Origin of the sequence: Sphingobium indicum BiD32, from assembly GCF_000382885.1 — a bacterium.
In the GTDB taxonomy this organism is placed as follows: Bacteria; Pseudomonadota; Alphaproteobacteria; order Sphingomonadales; family Sphingomonadaceae; genus Sphingobium; species Sphingobium japonicum_C.
In genome coordinates, this window is the sequence record NZ_CAVK010000057.1 from 50,297 (window position 1) to 71,922 (window position 21,626).

At 65.1% G+C, this 21,626-nt stretch carries 21 protein-coding genes; 4 read left to right on the forward strand and 17 right to left on the reverse strand.

Annotation, left to right across the window (positions count from 1 at the left end; all coding sequences use genetic code 11):
* Window positions 1-63: 63 nt before the first annotated feature.
* From EBBID32_RS05820 to EBBID32_RS05835, 4 genes are all read right to left on the reverse strand, one after another.
* The gene (locus EBBID32_RS05820; RefSeq protein WP_006952330.1) at window positions 64-1,815 is read right to left on the reverse strand and encodes a heparinase II/III family protein; all 1,752 of its coding nucleotides are present in this window, start codon (window positions 1,813-1,815) and stop codon (window positions 64-66) included.
* 14 nt (window positions 1,816-1,829) lie between these two features.
* Window positions 1,830-2,492, reverse strand: coding sequence for a ribulose-phosphate 3-epimerase (rpe, locus tag EBBID32_RS05825; protein WP_006952331.1), 663 nt, complete (start codon window positions 2,490-2,492; stop codon window positions 1,830-1,832).
* A 78-nt stretch (window positions 2,493-2,570) separates the two neighbouring features.
* Window positions 2,571-3,062, reverse strand: coding sequence for a hypothetical protein (locus tag EBBID32_RS05830; protein WP_006952332.1), 492 nt, complete (start codon window positions 3,060-3,062; stop codon window positions 2,571-2,573).
* Between the two features lie 184 nt (window positions 3,063-3,246).
* A complete protein-coding gene (locus EBBID32_RS05835; protein ID WP_006952333.1) occupies window positions 3,247-4,536 on the reverse strand; it encodes an RsmB/NOP family class I SAM-dependent RNA methyltransferase in 1,290 nt (429 codons plus the stop codon).
* Window positions 4,537-4,676: 140 nt separating this feature from the next.
* On the opposite strand from EBBID32_RS05835, the gene EBBID32_RS23470 reads away from it, so the two are divergent.
* The 3 genes from EBBID32_RS23470 to EBBID32_RS05845 all read left to right on the forward strand — a co-directional run bounded on the left by EBBID32_RS23470 (window position 4,677) and on the right by EBBID32_RS05845 (window position 6,434).
* Window positions 4,677-4,850 carry a DUF1674 domain-containing protein gene (locus EBBID32_RS23470; protein WP_006952334.1) on the forward strand — a complete coding sequence of 58 codons (174 nt, stop codon included), beginning with the start codon at window positions 4,677-4,679 and terminating at the stop codon, window positions 4,848-4,850.
* A 160-nt stretch (window positions 4,851-5,010) separates the two neighbouring features.
* Entirely contained in the window at window positions 5,011-5,454 is a 444-nt protein-coding gene (locus EBBID32_RS05840) for a hypothetical protein (protein ID WP_037489087.1), read from the forward strand.
* Window positions 5,455-5,555: 101 nt separating this feature from the next.
* Window positions 5,556-6,434 carry a UTP--glucose-1-phosphate uridylyltransferase gene (locus EBBID32_RS05845; protein WP_006952337.1) on the forward strand — a complete coding sequence of 293 codons (879 nt, stop codon included), beginning with the start codon at window positions 5,556-5,558 and terminating at the stop codon, window positions 6,432-6,434.
* 52 nt (window positions 6,435-6,486) lie between these two features.
* Here the strand turns inward: EBBID32_RS05845 and ssb are convergent, their stop codons facing one another.
* The 5 genes from ssb to EBBID32_RS05870 form a co-directional block, all read right to left on the reverse strand.
* The gene (gene ssb / locus EBBID32_RS05850; protein ID WP_006952339.1) at window positions 6,487-7,053 is read right to left on the reverse strand and encodes a single-stranded DNA-binding protein; all 567 of its coding nucleotides are present in this window, start codon (window positions 7,051-7,053) and stop codon (window positions 6,487-6,489) included.
* 29 nt (window positions 7,054-7,082) lie between these two features.
* Window positions 7,083-8,942, reverse strand: coding sequence for a ferrous iron transporter B (gene feoB / locus EBBID32_RS05855; RefSeq protein WP_006952340.1), 1,860 nt, complete (start codon window positions 8,940-8,942; stop codon window positions 7,083-7,085).
* The gene (locus EBBID32_RS05860; protein WP_006952342.1) at window positions 8,939-9,193 is read right to left on the reverse strand and encodes a FeoA family protein; all 255 of its coding nucleotides are present in this window, start codon (window positions 9,191-9,193) and stop codon (window positions 8,939-8,941) included. The genes feoB and EBBID32_RS05860 overlap by 4 nt, the downstream gene beginning before the upstream one ends.
* An 89-nt stretch (window positions 9,194-9,282) precedes the next feature.
* Window positions 9,283-9,945 (reverse strand): COQ9 family protein, encoded by a 663-nt coding sequence (locus EBBID32_RS05865; protein ID WP_006952354.1) that lies wholly within the window; start codon window positions 9,943-9,945, stop codon window positions 9,283-9,285.
* A gap of 9 nt (window positions 9,946-9,954) precedes the next feature.
* Window positions 9,955-10,836 (reverse strand): DMT family transporter, encoded by an 882-nt coding sequence (locus tag EBBID32_RS05870; protein ID WP_006952356.1) that lies wholly within the window; start codon window positions 10,834-10,836, stop codon window positions 9,955-9,957.
* Between the two features lie 69 nt (window positions 10,837-10,905).
* Between EBBID32_RS05870 and EBBID32_RS05875 the strand changes: the two genes are divergently transcribed.
* Window positions 10,906-12,000, forward strand: coding sequence for an alkene reductase (locus EBBID32_RS05875; protein WP_006952357.1), 1,095 nt, complete (start codon window positions 10,906-10,908; stop codon window positions 11,998-12,000).
* Window positions 12,001-12,169: 169 nt separating this feature from the next.
* On the opposite strand, the gene ribH is transcribed toward EBBID32_RS05875, so the two are convergent.
* From ribH to EBBID32_RS05915, 8 genes are all read right to left on the reverse strand, one after another.
* Window positions 12,170-12,592, reverse strand: a complete 423-nt coding sequence (gene ribH / locus EBBID32_RS05880) for a 6,7-dimethyl-8-ribityllumazine synthase (RefSeq protein ID WP_006952358.1) — start codon at window positions 12,590-12,592, stop codon at window positions 12,170-12,172.
* A 10-nt stretch (window positions 12,593-12,602) separates the two neighbouring features.
* Window positions 12,603-13,883, reverse strand: coding sequence for a 3,4-dihydroxy-2-butanone-4-phosphate synthase (ribB, locus tag EBBID32_RS05885; protein WP_006952359.1), 1,281 nt, complete (start codon window positions 13,881-13,883; stop codon window positions 12,603-12,605).
* A gap of 73 nt (window positions 13,884-13,956) precedes the next feature.
* Entirely contained in the window at window positions 13,957-14,571 is a 615-nt protein-coding gene (locus EBBID32_RS05890) for a riboflavin synthase (RefSeq protein ID WP_006952360.1), read from the reverse strand.
* A 111-nt stretch (window positions 14,572-14,682) separates the two neighbouring features.
* Window positions 14,683-15,636, reverse strand: coding sequence for a bifunctional diaminohydroxyphosphoribosylaminopyrimidine deaminase/5-amino-6-(5-phosphoribosylamino)uracil reductase RibD (ribD, locus tag EBBID32_RS05895; protein ID WP_006952361.1), 954 nt, complete (start codon window positions 15,634-15,636; stop codon window positions 14,683-14,685).
* Between the two features lie 35 nt (window positions 15,637-15,671).
* Window positions 15,672-16,139, reverse strand: a complete 468-nt coding sequence (locus EBBID32_RS05900; protein ID WP_006952362.1) for a hypothetical protein — start codon at window positions 16,137-16,139, stop codon at window positions 15,672-15,674.
* 82 nt (window positions 16,140-16,221) lie between these two features.
* Complete coding sequence (locus tag EBBID32_RS05905; protein WP_006952363.1) at window positions 16,222-16,944, reverse strand: energy transducer TonB; 723 nt, start codon at window positions 16,942-16,944, stop codon at window positions 16,222-16,224.
* Window positions 16,945-17,061: 117 nt separating this feature from the next.
* Window positions 17,062-18,327 carry a DUF445 domain-containing protein gene (locus EBBID32_RS05910; RefSeq protein WP_006952365.1) on the reverse strand — a complete coding sequence of 422 codons (1,266 nt, stop codon included), beginning with the start codon at window positions 18,325-18,327 and terminating at the stop codon, window positions 17,062-17,064.
* Between the two features lie 59 nt (window positions 18,328-18,386).
* Entirely contained in the window at window positions 18,387-21,551 is a 3,165-nt protein-coding gene (locus EBBID32_RS05915; RefSeq protein WP_006952370.1) for an efflux RND transporter permease subunit, read from the reverse strand.
* Window positions 21,552-21,626: the final 75 nt, after the last annotated feature.

Genomic DNA, 21,626 nt, shown 5'->3' on the forward strand with positions numbered 1-21,626 from the left:
CTGACGGCGGAAAAATACAGCCCCGGAAGGGGATGACTGCGAAAGCCGGTTAAGGCCGCACCCTCACCCCACCCGCTTGAACAGCCAGCCGATGCTCGATCCGCCGGGCAGCGCTTCGCTGGTCACGACCATCTGCTTGGTCGGATGCGGCCTTCCGTCGCCGTCGACCCACAGGCTGTCCTCGACCGTGAGGACACCAGTGCCGGTGCGGAATTGCCAAAGGGCACCCATGTCGATGCGCAGCAGCGCGCCCTGATTGTCGGCGGTCAGGGTGGGTTCGACGCCCGGCGCGAGGTGGAAGCGCAGCAGGGCGGGGAGTTTGGCGGGCTTGCGGCGGCGTTCGGCCGGCGTCAGCATATCCTCGCCGCGAATTTCCTTGCCGTCGCCGCTGACCAGCAACAGGCGGCGGTGGACATAGCCGATGCGGCGGACATAGCCGTCATGGGACAGATCGACCCGGCTGCCATTGTCCAGTTCCTGCCGGTTCAGCTCCACTTCGGTCACACCCCGGCCCAGCGTGCCGTCGGGCATCAGCGCGGTGCTGTTGCAATCGTCCAGCACCAGCGTGCTGTGCGCAGCCGTTGTACGCAGACCCTGCGCCAGATCGCGGGGTATCCAAGCCCCTTCCAGCCCTGCGCCGCCGCAATTGACGATCAGGCGGCGCGCGCCGTCGCTAATCTCGATCGCGCCGGTGGAGGCGCAGCCTGCATCGGCGAGCCGCGCGACCGGCGGCGGGGCGGCGTCGATCTGCACCACGGTGCCGCCCGCCGCGATCCGCTGATAGCCCCAGTCGCGCGCCTGCCGCAGCGGCCGGGCACGCATCCGACTGGCCGCGACGACGGCGTTGACGATCACGGGATCGATCGCGCCCGCACCCTGCCAGCTGCCAAGACCGCCATCCCCATGGGTCAGGCCCAGCAGCGCGGGGACGATGCGGGTCAGGCCGTCATTGAGGAAGGCCGGGGCGGCTTCGCGGCGCACATCATAGACCGCGCGCAGCATCGCCAGCGCCATCACCGCTTCCACCTGCGCCAGCGGCGAGCGGGAGACGATGCCGCCATCGGGGTAGAAGCCGCTGTCGATCGCGCGCTTGAGACCCGCTTCGCCGAACAATTTGCGCGCCCCTCCGCCGGGCATCAGCATCGAGGCCGCGACGATCGCGCTCCAACCGATCAGGCGGGGCAGGCCCATCGGCGCCTTGTCAGCGATACGATCGAGATGACGGGCGGTGCGAGCAATGCAGTTGAGAACCAGCGAACGATAGACCAGATCGCTGGACGAGAGGATCAGCGGCGCATGGGCGGTCCAGAAGAACAGCCGCCAGCCCGCATTGTCGGCGCGCCAGGCCGGTTCGCTGGGCGTTTCAGCATGGGCGGCGAGCCATTTGCGCATGACGCTTTCGGCAATCGGCGCGGCCTGTTCGCGGCTGGCGGCACTGGCCAGATCGCGCAGCCAGCGGAAGCTGTGCAGATAGTCGGCAAAGGCGGGGTCGAGGTCGATCCGGGCGAAATCGAGTGTGTCGATGATCTGTTTCTTGCCGCGAAACAGGAAATAGCCCGCACGGATCGCCTGCCCCGCGCGCGTGTCACCGGGCAATTCATCGTCGGGGACGGCCAGCAGCTTGAGCGGATATTTGCCGCGCAGCTTGCGGCCGTGGATCGGCGTTTTCCAGCTGAGCAGATAGAAATGATTGGCGATTTTCTGCGCCAGCGACAGCCCCTTGTCATCCGCGACGCGGATGAGACGCTTGCCCTGTTCGATGCCGTCGTCGCTACTCTCTGGAGTGGCGGGTTCGGGCGTCTTGCGGGCGGACATGCGCCGGACCTCGTTCACCCGCCCCGCAGCTTCCGGATATTGTCGGCATAGGCCGTCGGCCCGCCGCGGAAGGTGGCGGTGCCAGCGACCAGCACGTCGGCCCCGGCGGCGATCGCCTTGGGCGCGGTGGTGAAATCAATGCCGCCATCGACCTGCAAGCGGATGTCGCGGCCGCTCTTGTCGATCATCTTGCGAATGGCCTCAATCTTGCGCAGCTGGTTTTCGATGAAGCTCTGGCCGCCAAAGCCGGGGTTGACGCTCATGACGAGGATGAGGTCGACATCGTCGATCAGATAATCGAGCATCTTGGCCGGGGTGCCTGGGTTCAGCACCACGCCCGCCTGCACGCCCAGCGACTTGATATATTGGATCGAGCGGTGAATGTGCGGCCCGGCTTCGGGATGGACGGTCAATATGTCCGCGCCCGCCTGTGCAAAGGCGTCGAGATACTGGTCCACCGGCGAGATCATCAGATGGACGTCGAACGTCTTTTTCGTGTGCGGGCGCAACGCCTTGACCACCGCCGGTCCGATGGTGATGTTCGGCACGAAATGGCCGTCCATCACGTCGATATGGATCCAGTCGCAGCCCGCTTCGTCAATGGCGCGCACCTCCTCACCCAGACGGGCGAAGTCGGCGGAGAGGATGGAGGGCGAGATCAAGATCGAGGGTGTCATTAACCGTTCGCCTTAGCCATGCCTCCGTCCAAGGGCAACGGGTGATTTGGTGGTCGGGTCTGGAACCGACCCAAACCCTTATAACATCACGAAAATCGTTGGATCGAGCCGTTTGGAAGGCGCTGCGCCGTGGGGGAGCATTTGTTTGACGCCGTGCAGGCCGATCACCTCTTGGGCCTCGTTCAGTACGGGCGCGGCAATCAACCGCATGGCACATTGCCCCATGCCGTCGGCCTGATGAATATCGACGTCCACGGTGAAGCCGCGCTTGTGGCGAATGGCATAGGCGCGCAGCCGCTGCATGGCTTCGCGCGAGTCCGGGGCATAGAGCGATACCGACAGGGCGCGGGGCACCAATATATGCCGCTCCAGCCCGAAAATATCATAGACGCCGGCGGTCCAGGTCAGGCTGTCATCGCTCAGGTCGCAATGCCACAGGCCCAGCCCCCGCTCCGCCAACGCCGCATCGTTGCGCGCCAGCGACGGGTCCAGCATCACAGGGGCGAGATGCTCACGCAGGTCGTAGAGCGGCCAGCTATGGTGCAGGGGCAAAGGTTCGATCGGACGCACGGCGCACCTTAAAGACGAGGGATGATCATCTTAAGTGCTTCATGGTTAAGGCTTAGTTTGAAAATGTGCAATCGCACATTCGGTCGCACCAGCCCTCACCCGCACCCGGCCACGCCAGCGGCTGCATCTTATGGGGGTGAGGGCTGGCGCGGTTGAAATGCGCTCTTTCGCGCATTTCAAAGGATCAGTTTGATGCCTTGGCAAGGCGTGCGATAAAAAATCCGTCCGCGCCACCCTGAGTCGCCAATGTGTCGGGCAGCGTGCGCAGCCAGCCTTGCGGCGTGGGGGTCATGCCGTCGGGCAGTTCATCGGCCTGCGCCGCCACGAGCGCGAAGTCCGGGCGCTGGCCAAGGAAGCGGGCGATCTGCTCCTCCCCCTCCGCCTGTTCCAGCGAGCAGGTGGCGTAGAGCAGCTTGCCGCCGGGTTTCAGCCAGTCGGCAGCGCGGGCGAGCAGTTCGGCTTGAAGCTCGGCCAGTTCGGCAATCTGGCGCGGGCCGATACGGTGCAGCACGTCGGGATGGCGGCGATAGATGCCGGTCGCGGTGCAGGGTGCGTCCAGCAGGATAGCATCGACCGGTTCGTCCGGCTGCCACTGGCGCAGGTCCGCCTGCACGACGTCGGCAGGCAGTCCGGTGCGGGCGAGATTTTCGGTCAGCCGCTCCAGCCGCTTTTTCGACTGGTCGATCGCGGTGACGCGCCATCCGGCGGCGGCCAGCTGCATCGTCTTGCCGCCGGGCGCGGCGCACAGGTCCAGCACATGGCGGCCATCCCCTGTCCCCAGCAGGCGCGCCGGGCAGGAGGCGGCGACATCCTGCACCCACCATGCCCCATCGCAAAAGCCGGGCAGGTCGGGAATATTGGCGCCATCGGGCAAGCGGACATGGCCGGGCGCCAGGCTGGTGCCGCCCAACTGCGCCGCCCAGTCGGCGGTGGCTGCGGGATCGCGCAGGCTCACGTCCACAGGCGGGCGGATGGCATAGGCGCGCGCGGCCGCCTCCACCATCGTCGCACCCCATTGCGCGGCCCAGCGATCGGCGACGGCGGGCGGCAGGGTCGGCGGATCGGGCAGCACCGGCGCGCTGCGCGTCACCGTGCCGAACACGCCATGGACCAGCTTGCGCGGCCCTCCATCGACCAGCGGCAGCGCGGTCGCGATCGCGGCGTGGGGCGCGGTGCCCAGTACCAGCACCTGCACCAGCGCGATGCGCAGCACCATGCGCGCCTTGGCATCATCGGGCAGCGGCAAGCGGGTCGCCCCGTCGATCAGCGCATCGAGATCGGGCAGATGGCGCAGCACTTCGGCGGCAATGGCATGGACCAGCGCCCGGTCGGCCCGGTCGGCCAGCCCCTGACAGGCGCCATGCAGCGCGATTTCAAGCGGATCGCCGCGCCGCAGCACAGCGTCGAGCAATTTGAGAGCGGAACGACGCGCAGGCAGGCCGGGGACGTCAGCGGGGCGGGGAGATTGAGCCATGGGGCAGCGCCTAGGCCATTTTGCAGGGATAAGAAAGCTTGCCTCCCCTACATACCCTTGCGCTTGGGCCTGTTGCCGCCCAAATGACGGGTTGTGGACAAGGGCGCTGCCATGGCGCTCCGCAATCGAAAGGCGGCTTGATGGGACATTATAACGGCAAGCGCCCCGCGCATGTGCAGCCGCCTGCCCATCTTTCCAAAAGCCCGCCTGTGCCGCAGCCAGACCCGATCGACAACCCGCCCCAGCAGCAGGAAGAGCTTAGCCCGGTCCGCTACGGCGATTGGGAGCGCAAGGGTTTAGCGATTGATTTCTGAGGCGTAGCGCTTTCGACTCGCCGCCTATATTGCACAATTTCCGATGTCCCGTGCCACCGCCGCGAGCGATGGTGCCCGCCGCTCTGGCCTATCCGTCCCCGCCTGCGCAGGACAGGGGCAATAAGGAGAATGGGGCGTGGGCGTACATCTGGTTGCGGATATGAGTGGAAAAGCGGTTTCGGATTATGCGCCCGAGGATGCGGCGTTGCTGTGCGCGATCGGGCGGCTGGTCTGCGCCTGGACGATGCTGGAACAAAGCCTGGAAACCAAGATCGGGCTGATGCGCGAGAAGATGGGCGACATCCGCACAGTGGGCGCACGCACCCGCCCGTCCATGGCCAAGTTGATGACCGAATTGCGCACGATGGTGGCGATGCGCGACCGGCGCAACGCCAGCGCATTGACGGAAATCGCCGCGATAGAACGCGACATGCAGCGCATCGACCGCTTCCGCGCACTCATCATCCAGGGCTTTCACCAGCCCCAGCCGGGCGGATTTATTTGTCGCGATCAACGCAATATCCATCAATTTGTCACATTCGAGCAACTTGATCACGAAATATGCGATCTGGAAACGGTCGCGAACCGCTTGCTTGCAGTATAGGGTGCATCGCACACTGCAAATTCTCTCGGCGCGCTTGACCTTTTTCGCATGTGCGGCAAATCATATATGGCCGCGGGGGCCGGGGTTAAGGGGAGTCCAACTTGAATAAGCCGATTCGCAAAGCTGTTTTTCCTGTCGCGGGGCTGGGCACGCGCTTTTTGCCCGCGACCAAGTCGGTGCCCAAGGAATTGCTGCCGGTGGTCGACCGCCCGTTGATCCAATATGCGGTGGACGAGGCACGCGAGGCAGGCATCGAGCAGATGATCTTCGTCACCGGGCGCGGCAAAGGCGCGATCGAGGATTATTTCGACATCGCCTTTGAATGCGAGACGTTGCAGCGCGAACGCGGCAAGGATCTGTCGGCGCTGGAAGGCACCCGCCTTGCACCGGGCAATGCAGTGTTCCTGCGTCAGCAGGAATCGCTGGGTCTGGGCCACGCCATATGGTGCGCGCGCGACATTATCGGTGACGAACCGTTCGCGATCCTGCTGCCCGACGAATTTATGAAGGGCGTGCCGGGCAATGGCTGCATGAAGCAGATGGTCGATGCCTATGAGAAGGTTGGCGGCAATCTGGTCTGCGCGCTCGAAATCCCGATGGAACAGACGCCCAGCTATGGCGTGATTGATCCGGGCGTCCGCGATGGCGTGCTGACGGAGGTGAAGGGGCTGGTCGAAAAGCCCGCCGCCGGGACCGCGCCGTCCAATCTGATCCTGCCGGGCCGCTATATCCTGCAACCCGATGTCATGAAAATATTGGAAACGCAGGAAAAGGGCGCCGGCGGGGAAATCCAGCTGACCGACGCGATGGCCGCGCTGATCGGCAAGCAGCCTTTCCACGGCGTCACCTTCGATGGTCGCCGGTTCGATTGCGGGTCAAAGGCCGGCTATATCGAGGCCAATCTGGCGCTGGCGCTGGAGCGGGACGATCTGCGCGACCATATCCGGGCGTTTGCGACCGAAGAACTGGCGCGCGGCTGATAAAAAAAGGGGCGGTTTCCACCGCCCCTTTTTGTAAAACGCATCGTGCCGATCAGAACGGCACTTCGTCGTCCAGATCATTGTCGAAATTGGGGCTGCCCGCGCTGCCACGGCCGCCCGATGCGCCGCCGCCCGACGAACGCCCGCCGCCAAAGCCGCCGCCACTGCTGCCGCCGCCAAAATCATCATAGCCGCCTGACGATGCGCCCCAGTCGCTCACGCCCTGCTGCGACCGCCCGCCGCCACTGCCCTGACCGCCGCCACCGGGCGCGCCGTCGAGCATGGTCAGGACTGCGCCCGGACCCTGGACCATCACTTCGGTCGAATAACGGTCATTGCCGCTCTGATCCTGCCATTTGCGGGTGCGCAACTGGCCTTCGATATAGATTTTGGAGCCTTTGCGCAGGAAACGCTCGGCCACGCCGACCAGCCCTTCGCCGCCGATGACAACAGTGTGCCATTCGGTACGCTCCTTCTTCTCGCCGGTATTGCGATCCTTCCAGCTTTCGGACGTGGCGATGCGCAAATTGCATATCTTGCCGCCGTTCTGGAAGCTCTTGACCTCCGGGTCGGCGCCCAGATTGCCGACCAGAATGACCTTGTTGACCGAGCCTGCCATGATTCCTCCGAAACGCGTTAAGCGGCCCCTTATAGTCCTGCTGCGGTCGCGGTCCAGTAGGTCAGACCCGCTGCAACATATGCGAGCAGAAACAGGTATCCCAGCATGAACAAGGGCCATTTCCAGCCATTGGTTTCGCGCCGGGTCACCGCGATGGTCGAGATGCACTGGGGGGCGAAGATGAACCATGCCAGAAACGCCAGCGCGGTGGGCAACGGCCACTGGTCCTTCAACCGGTCGCCAAGGCTGCGTTCCAGCAGCGCCTCGTCATCGCCCGCGTCGATCGAATAGACGGTGGCGAGCGCCGACACCGCGACTTCGCGCGCCGCCATCGCCGGGATCAGGGCGAGCGAGATGTCGCGGTTGAAGCCGATCGGCTCCAGCACGACATTGAGGCCACCGGCGATTCGCCCGGCGATCGAATAATCAACCTGGCTGACCGCGCTGCCTTCGGGCGGCTTGGGATAGGAGAGCAGCACCCACAGGATGACGGTCGAGGTGAAGATGATGGTGCCGGCGCGCTTGAGGAAAATGATCGCGCGCTGCCACAGGCCGAGCAATATATCCTGCGGCCGGGGCCATTGATATTTGGGCATTTCCATCAGGAAGCCGCCGCTGGCTCCCTTGGTCACGGTCAGGCGCAGGATCAGCGCCACCAGCATCGCGCCGATGATGCCCGCGACATAAAGGCAGAAGAGGACGAAGCCCTGCAGGCCAATGCCGGGGCCAATATCGCGCGCGGGGATGAAGGCGCCGATGATGACGGCATAGACCGGCAGCCGCGCCGAACAGGTCATCAGCGGCGCGATGAGGATCGTCGTCAGCCGGTCCTTGGGATCGGCGATCGTCCGCGTCGCCATGATACCGGGAATGGCGCAGGCGAAGGAGGAGAGCAAGGGAATGAAGGCGCGGCCCGACAGGCCGACCTTGGCCATGATACCATCCATCAGGAAGGCAGCACGGACCATATAGCCGGTCGCCTCCAGCATCAGGATGAAGAAGAAGAGGATGAGGATCTGCGGCAGGAACACCACCACCGATCCGACGCCATTGATGACGCCATCGACCAGGAAGGAACGCAGCATCCCGTCGGGCAGCGCGTCGCGCACGGCAGAGGCTGCGGCTTCGGCCAGCCCTTCGATCATGGCGATCGGCGCTTCGGACCAGGCATAGACCGCCTGGAACATGACGAACAGCAGGCCGAGCAGCAGAGCCAAGCCGAACACGGGATGGAGCGCCACCCGATCAACCGCTGCGGTCAGGCGGCGCGAGGGGGTTTCGCGCACGATGGCGGCGCGGGCGATGCGGCGGGCTTCGCCGCGCACTGCGTCGAAATCGCGCTCCGGCGGCAGGGGTCTGGCCTCCGGTGCAGCGCTGCCCAGCAGACCGCCCAATTCCTCGCGCAGATGGTCGAGGCCGCGCTTGCGCACCGCGACGGTCGCGATCACCGGCACGCCCAGTTCGCGCGACAGTACGGCCGCGTCCAGTTCCAGCCCGTCGCGGGTCGCCAGATCGACCATGTTGAGCGCGACGATCGTTGGCAGGCCGAGCGCGATCAGTTCCAGCGCGAATCGCAGATGATTGTCGAGATTGGAGGCATCGACCACGATCACCAGCGCGTCGGGCCGCCTTTCGCCCGCCTGCCGGCCCATCACGACGTCGCGCGTGACCTGCTCGTCGGGACTGGCAGCGTTCAGGCTGTAGGTGCCGGGCAGGTCGACCAGCTCGACCGGGCGACCGTCGGCCAGCGCCAGCCGCCCCGCCTTGCGCTCCACCGTGACGCCGGGATAATTGCCCAGCTTCTGGCGCGCGCCGGTCAGCGCATTGAACAGCGCGCTCTTGCCCGCATTGGGATTGCCGACCAGTGCGACCAGCGGCAACGCGCTCATGCGGTCACATCCGGTCCGGTGCGGACGGTGACGGCGGCGGCGTGATTGCGGCGCATGGCGATGGTCATGCGACCCACCTTGCAGGCGATCGGTCCCTTGCCCCACAGGCCGCCATGGTGCAGCGCCTCGACGCTCGCCCCCTCGCACAGGCCAAATTCGCGCAGCCGCTGCCCCTCCGACGGAGACAGGACGGACCAGTCGATCAGGTCAACAAAGGCGGGCTGGCGCAGCGGCAGATCAGTCAGGCGCACGGGGACAGATACTCACAGGATAATTGCTGCGAGTGACTATCAATACCGATTAGGAAAGGCCAGAAGGAAATGACCCCCGGCGCGGCAGATCATAGCGCCGGGTAACGCAGCCGCCCGATGAAACGTGCCAGACTGAGCCGTTCACCGCCGCCCACGCCCTTGACCTGCGCCTTGAGCTTCTCGAACCGCATCACGCCCTCGATCCGCCGGGACAGGAAGGCGCGGCTGTCGGCATGGCCCTCACTCTCGTCATCCACGAATACCAGAAGGGTGGCGGCATAGACCCCGGCCAGCGTCATCCGCTTGGTATAATGGGCCAGGTCCGTGGCATTGTCGCCCGCCGCGCGCCACATGACGTCTGCCGCGCGCCAGCCCAGCCGGGTCGCGCGCGCCGCATTGGTCGGCATGGCGAGGATGGCGATGGCCCGGCGCAGCGCTTCGCGGTCGGGCGCAAGCAGGTCGAGCCGTGCCTCCACCAGCGCGCTGATCCTGCGCCGGATCGATAGCGTCGCCAGCGTTTCGGGCGGCAGCGCGTCAAGCATCCGGGCGTCGATGCTGGCGAACCAGGCGTCGATCATGTCGACCGGTCCATCGGCAAAGGCAAGGGCAGCAATGTCTGCATCGACGCCCTTTTCCGCCGCCGCCATCGCGACCGCGTCCTTGCGCCAGCCGTCAAAGGCCGCATGGCGCGCCAGCACGGGTGCCAGCAGGGCGCGGATCTCGTCGAGGGTCATGTCCTGAATGTCGCTCATGACGCCAATCTAGGCACGCGAGGGCAGCCGCACAAGCACCAGCGCGGCGGCCACGGCCATCGTGCCCACCATATCGGTGATGCTCAGCCATTCGCCAAACAGCATCCAGCCCAGCACCGCCGACACCGCCGGTTGCAACAGCAGGCTCAGCCCCAGCACCAGCGGGGTGAACCAGCCAATCGCATAGGTGAGCAGCCCCTGCCCGATCAACTGGCTGGTCAGCGCCAGCACGACCAGCGGAGTCCAGTCGCCGGGCATGATCCGCTCGCCCAGCCACAGCGCGCACAACAAGAGCGGCGGCGCGCTGACGGCGCTGGAGATCGCCAGCACCGACCAGCTGTCCAGCCGCCCGCGCACATCCTGCACGATCAGCAGATAGCCGGTATAGAGCGCGCCCGCGAGCAGGGAGAGCAGGTCGCCATGGAGATAGCGCGGCGAGAGTTCATAGCTACCCCCCATCATCACCGCCGCACCCGTTGCCGCCAGTGTGAGGGCGACTGCCTGCATCCGCTTTAGCCGTTGGCGCAGCACGACCAGACCCCAGATCGGCAGCATCAGCCCGCTCATATTGCCGAATATGGTGGCGTTGGTGACGTTGGTGTAGAGGATGCCGATATGCCAGGCGGCCAGATCAGCCGCAAAGAACAGCCCCGACCAGACCAGCGCCCCCCATTCGCGCAAGTTCGGCGCGGTGCGGCGCAGCCCCGGCAGGGCGAGGAAGATGAGGAATGGCAGGGCCAGCGTCAACCGCCAGAAGGCCGCCGCGACCGGCCCGACATCGGCCAGACGCACCAGCACCGGCCCCAGCGGCAGGATGAGATTGGCCAATATCAGCGCGGGAAATGCGAGCTTGGGCATGTGCGCGCGGGCAGTAGGGGTTGAACTGGCCATGGCGGCTCCCTAGCTGGCTTTCAGCGTCAAGTCCCGTTGCAATTTGCAACTTTGGTAAAGGGAGATTCCATGTCCAGCCTGTTCAAGCCTGTCCAGATCGGCACCATCGCCGCACCCAACCGCGCCATCATGGCGCCGCTGACCCGTGGCCGCGCCACCCGCGATCATGTGCCGACGCCGATCATGATCGATTATTACCGCCAGCGCGCGAGTGCGGGCCTGATCATCAGCGAAGCGACCGGCATTTCGCGGCAGGGGCTGGGCTGGCCCTATGCCCCGGGCATCTGGTCGGACGAGCAGGTCGCAGCCTGGCAACCGGTGACGCAGGCCGTGCATGACGCGGGCGGGCGGATCATCGTCCAGCTCTGGCATATGGGGCGGCAGGTCCATTCGAGCGTAACCGGGGAGCAGCCGGTATCATCCAGCGCCACCGCTACGGTGGGCGACGCGCATACCTATGAGGGCAAGAAGCCGTTCGAGACCGCCCGACCGCTCGCGATCGAGGAAATCCCCGGCCTGATCGACACCTATGTCACCGCCGCGCGCAACGCGATTCGTGCCGGGTTTGACGGGGTGCAGATCCATGCCGCCAACGGCTATCTGATCGACCAGTTCCTGCGCGACAACGCCAATTTCCGCACCGACCAATATGGCGGCAGCATCGAAAACCGCGTCCGGTTGCTGGCGGAAGTGACGCAGGCAGTGGCCGATGCGATTGGCCCGGACAAGGTGTCGGTACGCCTGTCGCCCAATGGCAATTCGCAGGGCGTGGACGATAGCAACCCCGGGCCGCTCTTCGCCCATGCGGCGCACGTCCTGAACGCGATCGGCATCGCCTCGCTGGAATTGCGCGAACCGGGACCGGACGGATCGTTCGGCGCGACCGACGTGCCGCGCCAGTCGCCGCTGATCCGCCAGCATTTCAAGGGGCCGCTGATCCTGAACAGCGATTATGACAAGGACCGGGCGCAGGCCGACCTGGACAGCGGTCTGGCCGACGCGATCAGCTTTGGCCGCCCCTTCATGGCCAATCCCGATCTGGTGGAGCGGCTGGGCAGTGACGCGCCACTGAACCCGATCAAGGGCATGGAGACATGGTATGGTCCGGGCGAAGATGGCTATACCAACTATCCGGCGCTGGCGCAGGAACGCGCCACGGCGTAACCAGATCAACCCGTCGTCCCCGCGCAGGCGGGGACCCAATGTGCCGCCGCCAGTTCAGTCGCGTAACGAAACATGGGTTCCCGCCTTCGCGGGAATGACGGGTGTTTTCAGAGCTTCCGGGCGTTCTACTTACGATCCTTCCCTTGGCAGGGGGAGGATTTTTGCTTTCCTACGCCCCGAACCGTTCGCGCAGGGCCAGCATCGCGATGGCCGCCTTGGCCGCTTCGCCGCCCTTGTCCTTTTCGGTCGGCTTGGCGCGGGTCAGTGCCTGCGCTTCATTTTCGACCGTCAATATGCCGTTGCCGATCGCAATCGCGTCCATGCTGAGCGCCATCAGACCGCGCGCGCTTTCATTCGACACGACTTCAAAATGATAGGTTTCGCCGCGGATCACCACGCCGATCGCGACGAACCCGTCATAGCGGCCGCTTTCGGCCGCCAATGCGATCGCGCCGGGGATTTCCAGCGCTCCGGGCACCGTCACCACCTCATATTTATGCCCCGCATCGTCGAGCGCGGCCTTGGCCCCCTCGATCAGCAGGTCGTTGAGATGGTCGTAGAAGCGCGCTTCGACGATCAGGAATTTGGCCATGATATATCCTTTACAGCTCGATCGGACGCTGCCCAACCACGGCCAGGTCATAGCCGTCAAGCGCGATAAGGCTGTGATGGCTGTTGGTCAGCAGGACCATGTCATGCACGCCCAGTTCAGACAAAATCTGCGCGCCCGCGCCATAGTTGCGCAATTCGTCCATGTCGCCCTGCACGATCCCGGCATGATGTTGCAGCATCCGCGTCAGCATGTCCGGCTCGTCGCCGCGCAGGACGACGATGATGCCCGCGCCTTCCTGACCGATGATTTCCATGCAGCGCGCCAGCAGCCCGGAACGCGGCCCCTGCCGCCCGAACGTGTCCGTCAGCGGCGCCATCTGGTGCATCCGCACCAGCGTGGGCTTGTCGGGATCGACATTGCCCTTTTGCATAACCAGCTGTTCTGTCTGGGTGGCCTTGTTGTAAAAGCTCATCGCCTTCCAGTCGCCGCCCCACTGGCTCTGGAACGTGGTTTCGGCTCGGCGTTCGACGATATGGTCGTGGCGGCGGCGATAGGCGATCAGGTCGCGGATCGTGCCGATCTTCATCTTGTGCTTGGCCGCAAAGGGAATGAGGTCGTCGAGGCGCGCCATCGTGCCGTCGTCCTTCATCACTTCGCAAATGACGCCCGACGGGTTGAGGCCCGCCAGCCGCGCCACGTCCACCGCCGCTTCGGTATGGCCGGTACGCACCAGCACGCCGCCATCCTTGGCCACCAGCGGGAACACATGGCCCGGCGTTACGATGTCCGCCTGCCCCTTCGACCCGTCGATCGCGACGGAGATGGTGCGGGCGCGGTCGGCCGCGCTGATCCCGGTGGTCACCCCTTCGCGCGCCTCGATCGAAACGGTGAAGGCGGTTTCGTGGCGGGTGCCGTTGTTGCGGCTCATGAGGCCGAGGCCCAGTTCGTCGACCCGCGCCTTGGTCAGCGCCAGGCAGATCAGGCCACGGCCATGGGTGGCCATGAAATTGATCGCATCGGGGGTCGCCATCTGCGCCGGGATGACCAGATCGCCCTCATTTTCGCGATCCTCGTCATCGACCAAGATGAACATGCGGCCGTTGCGGGCTTCGTTGATGATTTCTTCGGGGGATGCGAGCGCCGTGCCGCCCTCACGCTTCAACAGATAGGCTTCCAGCTTGCCCAGCGTATCGGCGGTCGGATTCCAGTCCGCCTCGCCCAGCTTGCGCAGCGAATTGGCGTGCAGGCCCGCCGCGCGGGCAAGGCCGGATCGCGACATGCCGCCATCGGTCACGAGATTGCGGACGGTATCGATAAGGGCAGAGGACATGGCAAACGACTCCTTCCCGAACGCCGGGGTGGAATCGCATATCACATCGCAGTGTGATTAATTCAAGAGGCAATCACATGCTGCGGTTGCGAAGGCTCTGCATCCGATCGAGATAGCGCGCCAACACGTCGATTTCCAGATTGAACGCGCGCCCGGCAGGCAGGCTGTCCAGCGTGGTCGCGACGGCCGTATGGGGGATGATGTTCAGGCCAAAATGCACGCTGCCGTCCGGCTGGTCATCGACGCTGTTCACGGTCAGCGAGATGCCGTCCAGCGTGATGGACCCCTTGGCGGCCAGCGCGGCGGCCAGCGCGGCGGGCGCAGCGATAACCAGCCGGGTCGAATCGCCTTCGGACGTGGCGGATACCAGATGCCCCACGCCATCGACATGGCCGGTGACGATATGTCCGCCCAGTTCGTCCCCGACCTTGAGCGCGCGTTCCAGGTTGAGCCGGCCACCCTGCGCCCACAGGCCCGGCGCGGTGCGCGCGACGGTTTCCGCCGACAGATCGACCGCGAACCAGTCCGCGCCCTTTTCCACCACGGTCAGGCACGCGCCCGAACAGGCAATCGACGCGCCGATCGCGACCGATGTCATGTCATAGGCGCTGCCGATGACCAGCCGCAGGTCGCCGCGTTGCTCCGCCTGGCGGATGGTGCCGATGTCGGTGATGATCCCGGTGAACATATATACTGATCCAAATGTCCGTTCGCCCTGAGCGAAGTCGAAGGGCTGCGCCGAACGCAGTGAGGTGCCTTCGCTTACGCTCAGCCCGAACGGGATGAGTTTGAGGATGATCTAGGCGCTCGACACCGCCTCGTAAACCTCAAGTCTATCGACGCCCAACCCCCGCGCGTCGGTCAGCCGCCAGCGGCCATGGGCATCCGCCAGATCGCATAAACCAATGTCCCCAATCCCCGCCAGCCCCGCGCCGATGAGGATCGGCGCGCGATAGAGCAGCAGGCGATCGACCAGCCCCGCGCGCAGGAAGGCGGCCGCCGTCTCCGCGCCGCCCTCCACCAGCAGATGATCGACCCGGTCCAGCGTCGCAATCTGCTCCGGCGCGCCGATCCGCTCCCACCCGTCGGGCGCGTCGCCCCGGCTGAGCAATATTCGGCGCGGCGATCGATCCTCCAGCCCCGCGATCCGCACGTCCAGCCCCGGCGCGTCCGTGCGCAGCGTGCCGCCGCCCACCAGTATCGCGTCATGCCGCGCCCGCTCCATATGGGCATGGGCACGCGCATCCGGGCCGGTGATCCAGCGGCTGGAGCCATCCGCCAGCGCGATCCGTCCGTCGAGCGAGAGGCCGAGCTTGAGCGTCACATGCGGCCGCCCGCGCGTCTGGCGCAGCACGAATCCGGCCATGGCGCGCGCCGCTTCATCCGCCAGCAGCCCCATTTCGACCACGATCCCGCGCTCACGCAACCAGGCCGCACCCTGTCCGTCGGTGCGCGGATCGGGGTCGCGCAGCGCGATCACCACCCGCGCCACCCCGGCGCGCGCCATCAGATCGGCGCAGCGCGGCCCGCGCGGGGACAAATGAAAGCAGGGTTCGAGCGTCACATAGGCCGTCGCCCCATGTGCCTGTTCCATCGCCTGGCACAACGCCTGCGCCTCGGCATGGGGACGACCGCCCTTCTGGGTCCAGCCGCGTCCCACGACCCGGCCATGCCTGACGATCAGGCAGCCGACATTGGGGTTTGGCGTAGAAAGGCCGCGCCCGCGCCGCGACAGCGCAATGGCGGCGGCCATGAAGCGCCGGTCGGCGGCGGGCGTCGACGTCTCGCTCAGGGCTTGGCGACTTCCGGCTCGGCGGTCGGCTGGGGTTGGGCCTGCGCCTCCGCCTTCACCAGCCGCTGGTCGAGCATGGCGTTGATCTGCTTGACCGCTTCCTTGCGCCGCGCGGTGTTGCGCGCCTCATCCTTGCGCCAGTCGATGCCGAACGCATCGGCGATCTTCTGCATCTCCACCTGATTTTTTTGCAATATGGCGTCGCGCCGGGCCAGGTCCATTTTCTGTTGCAGGATGATCGCGGCATCGCTGCGATTCGCGTCCCAGCTCTGGAAATAGATGATCTTGTTGCGCGTCGGCATGGTGTTGGTGTTCGCGTCGGTGATGAAGGTCCACACGATCACCCAGGTGAACGCCATGGAAACCCCCAGCAACGGCCATTTATGCTGGCGCGGCTGGCGGAAATAGCCCCACAGGTCGCCTAATGCGCTCTTGGGGGAAACGGGACGGGGAAAAATCGCCATGGCGTTCCTATAGTGCAGGCCGCGTCCGGATGCAAAAGGGCGGTGCGTGAACTATCCTCCCCCTTGCGGGGGAGGAATGGCATTACCGCTCCGTCAACGTGAAGCGCACCGTCAATATCTTGGTCGTCGCCACCGGTACGCCGTCGCGGGTTGCCGGGCGGAAACGCCATTTCCGCAGGGCGTGGCGCTGGGTCGCGAGCCAGAAGCTCTCGTCACTCGCCGCAACCCGCGCGATGTCGGTCACCCGCCCTTCGGCATTGATCGTCACCCGGACCGTCACCGTGCCTTCCAGTCCCTGGCGGATCATCGCGCCGGGATAGTCGGGTTGGAACTGCCCAAGTGCACGCGGGTCGATACCGGCATCCACCAGCACCGGCGCGCGGGGCGGATCGAGGGGCGGCAGGATGATGGTCGGGCCGGGATCAATCGCGTCCCCTGTCCCGGCGCCGCCGGTGATGACCGGATCGCCCTGCGCGCCCGGCACGATCGGGTCCGTGACCGTGGGCCGTTGTTGGGTCGGACGGGTCTTGATCGGCTTCTTGACGGTCTGTTCGACCGGTTCAGGCGGCGGCGGATCAGCGAGCGGAATATTCGTCGTCGTCAGCGGCGGCGGCGTGAAAACCGTGTCGATCACCTCCTTGGGGATCAGCAACCACGCCCCGATCACCAGCGCATGAACGGCGATCGCGCCGCCAATCCCGACTGGCGATCCGCTGTTGCGGCGATAACCCGATGGCGCGGGCGCGTCCGGCCTCCGCTCCGTCATGCCGCGTCCCATTGCTGCCTGCATCATGCTCATCCGCATTGACCGACTCCTCTCCAGCCCGTCCGCTGCTGGACGGTACATGAAATGTTACATCATATTTCTATGATATGTTGCAACATCATTTTTTCGGGAGAGGTCGGTGTTTTAACCAGACGCCTAAAACAACGTGTCGACCGCGTGGATGATCAGCCCCACCAGCCCACCCACCAGCGTGCCGTTGATGCGGATATATTGCAGGTCGCGGCCGACCGCGCCCTCCAGCCGGTTGGTGATCGTACCCGCGTCCCAGCCGCGCACCGTGTCGCTGACCAGCCGGACGATCGCATCGCCATAGGTGGCAGTCGCGCCCACCGCCGCACGCCGGACGAAGCGGTTGATGACATGGCGCAGCCGCGCATCCTCCTGCAAGGTGCCGCCCAGCTGGCGCAGCGCCTCGCCCAGTCGCCCGGCCATCGCCTTGCCCGGATCGCGCACCGCGCGCAGCAGCCCGCTGCGCGCCTGTTCCCACAATCCGTCGATCCAACGCTGCATCGCCGGATTGTCGAGAATCTCGTCGCGGATTTGCGCGGCCTTCGCTTGCATCTCGATATCGAATTGCAGGTCGAAGGCCAGCTTCGCCATCCCCTCTTCGGCTTTCAGGCGCAGGCTGTGGCCCGGATCGGCGGCCATTTCCGCCAGCATCTTGCGCAGCCCGTCGATGATCGCATTGGCCAGATTTTCGTCCAGACCCGTCCAGCGCAGCACCTTGCCCGCCTTGTCATGCACCATCTGGCGGATCAGGTGGTCGTTCGCCTCCAGCGTCCGGTCGGCCCAATGGATGATGCCGTCCATCACCGGGGCATGGCGTCCGTCGCGCATCGCCGCCTCGATCGCCTGGCCGACCAGCGGGCCGATATTGATGCCACGCAGCCGCTGGCCGATGGCGCCCTTGACCATGCCGCCCAGCCGTTCCTGGTCCAGCGCCTCCAGCATGTCGGCGATCAAGCGCGACGCGCCCTCGCGCAGCCGCCCGTCGCCCGCCGACGGGCTAGCGAGGAAGCGCCCGGCCGCCGCCGCAACATCCATGCCGCGCATCCGCCGCGCGACGACGGCGGGGGTCAGGAAATTGTCGCGCAGGAAGATGGCCAGCGTCTCGCCGATCCGGTCCTTGTTGCGCGGGATGATTGCGGTATGCGGGATAGGCAGGCCCAGCGGGTGGCGGAACAGGGCGGTCACCGCAAACCAGTCGGCCAGCCCGCCGACCATCGCCGCCTCGGCAAAGGCCTGCACGAAGCCGATGGCGGGGTGGAAATGCGCGGTGCTGCGCGCGGCGATGAACAGCGCCGCCATCGCCAGCAACATGCCCGTTGCAAACAGCCGCATACGCCGCGCGGGATTGGGCTGGCTTTCGCCGATCGGGCGGGAGACGCGGAGCAGCTTCATGGCTCCCCAACGGTTACGCCGCCGTTTCGTTCAGGCAAAGCGTTGTTTTGCCGTCAGCCTTACTCCGCCGGTTGCACATGCCCCGGCACATCCTTGTCGTCGCCCGGCTTGTAGGTCAGCAGACCCCGGCTCAGGCGCGGCCCCACCCAGCTTTCGATGGCGATCGCCAGGCTGAAGGTTGCCGGCACGATCACCAGCGTCAGCACGGTGGACAGGATCAGGCCGCCAATCACGGTGATGCCCATCGGCGCGCGCCAGGCACCATCGCCCGACAGCGACAGCGCCGTCGGCACCATGCCCGCCACCATCGCCACCGTGGTCATGACGATCGGCTGGGCGCGCTTGTGGCCCGCATCCATGATCGCCTCGAACTTGGGGACACCCTTGTCTATCTCCTCCAGCGCGAAGTCGATGACGAGGATGGAGTTTTTGGCGACGATACCCAGCAGCATCAGCAGGCCGATGAACACCGGCATCGACAATGGCTGCCCCGCGACATGCAGCGCCAGCGCCCCGCCCAGCGGTGCCAGCAGCAGCGAACCCAGATTGACGAAGGGCGGCATGATCCGCTTGTAGAGCAGCACCAGCACCGCCAGCACCAGCAATATGCCCGACACAACGGCAACGGCGAAATTCTGGAGCATCTCCATCTGCCACTTGGCATCGCCCGCACTGATCTTTTGCACGCCCGGCACGCGGCCTTCGCTGATCGCCTTCATCAGCGGCAGCGCGTTGAGCTTGGCCATGCCTTCGCTGGTCACGATGCCCGGCGCCAGATCGGCCCCCACGACGATGCGACGAATCTGGTTGTAACGGCGGATCTGGGTCGGTCCTGCGCCAAAGCTGATGTCGGCAACCACCTTCAGCGGCACCGATCCGCCATTGATGGTGGGCACCGGCATATTCTCGATCGTGCCGATATCCTTGCGGCTATCCTCGGCGATCGACACGCGGATCGGAATCTGGCGGTCGGACAGCGAGAATTTCGCGCTATTCTGGTCGATCTCGCCGATCGTCGCGATACGGATCGTCTGGCTCAGTGCAGCCGTGGTCACCCCCATGCTGGCGGCCAGGTCGAGGCGCGGCTTGATGATGATTTCGGGCCGCTGCATGTCGCCCTGCACCCGCGGGGCGCGCAATTCGCGGATCTTGGCCATCTCCGCGACCAGTTGGTTGGCGACGGCGTCCAGCTTTTCCGGGTCGTCGGCCCCGAACATCATGATGATGTCGCGACCAAAGCCCCCGCCCGACTGCGACTGGAAATTGACCCGCGCATCGGCGATGGTCTGGAATTTGGGTGCAACCTTGCGTTCCCAATCGACCGAAGAGATCGGCCGGTCCTTCTTGAGCGTCAGGAAGATGTCGGCATTGGTCGTTTCAATATCGGCAAAGGCGGCCTCGACCACGTCGGCATCGGCGGTCAATATGTCCGCGACCTTGCGGGTGATCGCCGTCGTCTGCGCCAATGTGCTGCCCGGCACCGTTTCGATCTTCACCTGGCTGAAATCGGTGTTGGTGGTCGGCTGGAACGTCATCGGCAGCGTGGCAAAGGCGATGATCGTGGCAACGAAGGCCAGAAAGCCAAAGCCCACGGTCCACATCCGATGGTCAAGGAAAATAGCGGTAAATCGCCGCCACCCCCCGCGTGCACGATGTGCAATAGCCTTGCGCTCGTCCAGCGACCAGCGCAGCACGCTCATATAGCGATCCATCAGCCAGCCTTCGCCATGGCTTTCGGCACCATGGGCTTTCAGGAAATAGGCCGCGATCATCGGCGTGATCAGCCGCGCGACCGCCAGGCTCATCAGCACGGACACAACCACGGTCATGCCGAACTGGATGAAGAACTGCCCGGAAATACCCGGCATCAGCGCCACCGGCAGGAACACCGCGACGATCGCCATGGTGGTCGCCAGCACGGCCAGACCGATCTCGTCGGCCGCATCGATCGACGCCTGATAGGCGCTTTTGCCCATGCGCATGTGGCGCACGATATTCTCGATCTCCACGATCGCGTCATCGACCAGCACGCCTGCCACCAGGCTCAATGCCAGCAGCGAAATGCCATTGAGCGTAAAGCCCATCATGTCCATGAACCAGAAGGATGGAATGGCCGACAGCGGGATCGCCAGCGCCGAAATCATCGTTGCGCGCCAGTCGCGCAGGAACAGGAACACGATGACGACGGCCAGCACCGCCCCCTCGATCATCGCGGCCATCGCCGAATGATATTGCTCCTTGGTGTAATCGACGCTGGTATAGAGCTGCTTGTAGGTGACCTTGGGGTTTTCCTTGCGCAGCTTGTCCAGCTCCACCATCGCTTCGTCATAGACGGTCACGTCGGACGCGCCCTTGGCCTTTTCCAGGCTGAAACTGGTGACCTGACGCCCGTTCATCAGCGCCAGGCTGCGTTGTTCGGCATACATGTCGCGGACATCGGCAATATCGGCCAGCTTGACCGTGCGACCGCCGGTAATGGCGATCTGGGTCGCGCCCAGATCGCGCGCATTGCGGGCGTTGCCCAGCACGCGGATCGACTGTTCCGCCCCGGCAATTTCGGTGCGGCCACCCGCCGCGTTCAGATTGACCTGATTGAGCTGCTGATTGACCTGTGCGGCGGTGATGCCGAACGCCTGCAATTTGGCAGGGTCCAGGATGACGCGGATTTCCCGACTGACCCCGCCGCCGCGATTGACCGCCGCCATGCCGCTGACCGAACGCAACCGCTTGGCGACGGTATTGTCGACATACCAGGACAGTTCCTCCAGCGTCATGTCGGTCGCTTCGGCGCTGAAATAGGCGATCGGTCCGCCATCAATATCGACGCGGGTGACCTGCGGTTCCAATATGCCATCGGGCAGGTCGCTGCGGATCTGGTCGATGGCGTTTTTGACGTCGCTGACGGCCCGGTCGATCGGCGTGCCGATGGTGAACTGGACGTTGCTCAGCGACCGGCCTTCGGACGCGAAAGACGTGATTTCATCGACGCCGCTGATGCCGCGCACCGCCGCCTCGACCCGCTGGGTGACTTGCGTTTCCAGCTCGGTCGGGGCCGCGCCCGGCTGGCTGACGACCACGCTGACCATCGGAAAGCTGATGTCGGGATTATTGTTGATGTCCATGCGGCTGAAACTGACCAGCCCGGCCAGCAGCAGCGCCGCGAACATGACAAGCGGCGTCACCGGATTGCGGATGGCCCAGGCCGACATATTGCGAAAATTCATGAGCTACCGCTTCCTTCGCCGGACGCAATCCGTCCTGTCATTCCGTTGCGCGACCTCCCCACAGAGGAGCTTCGC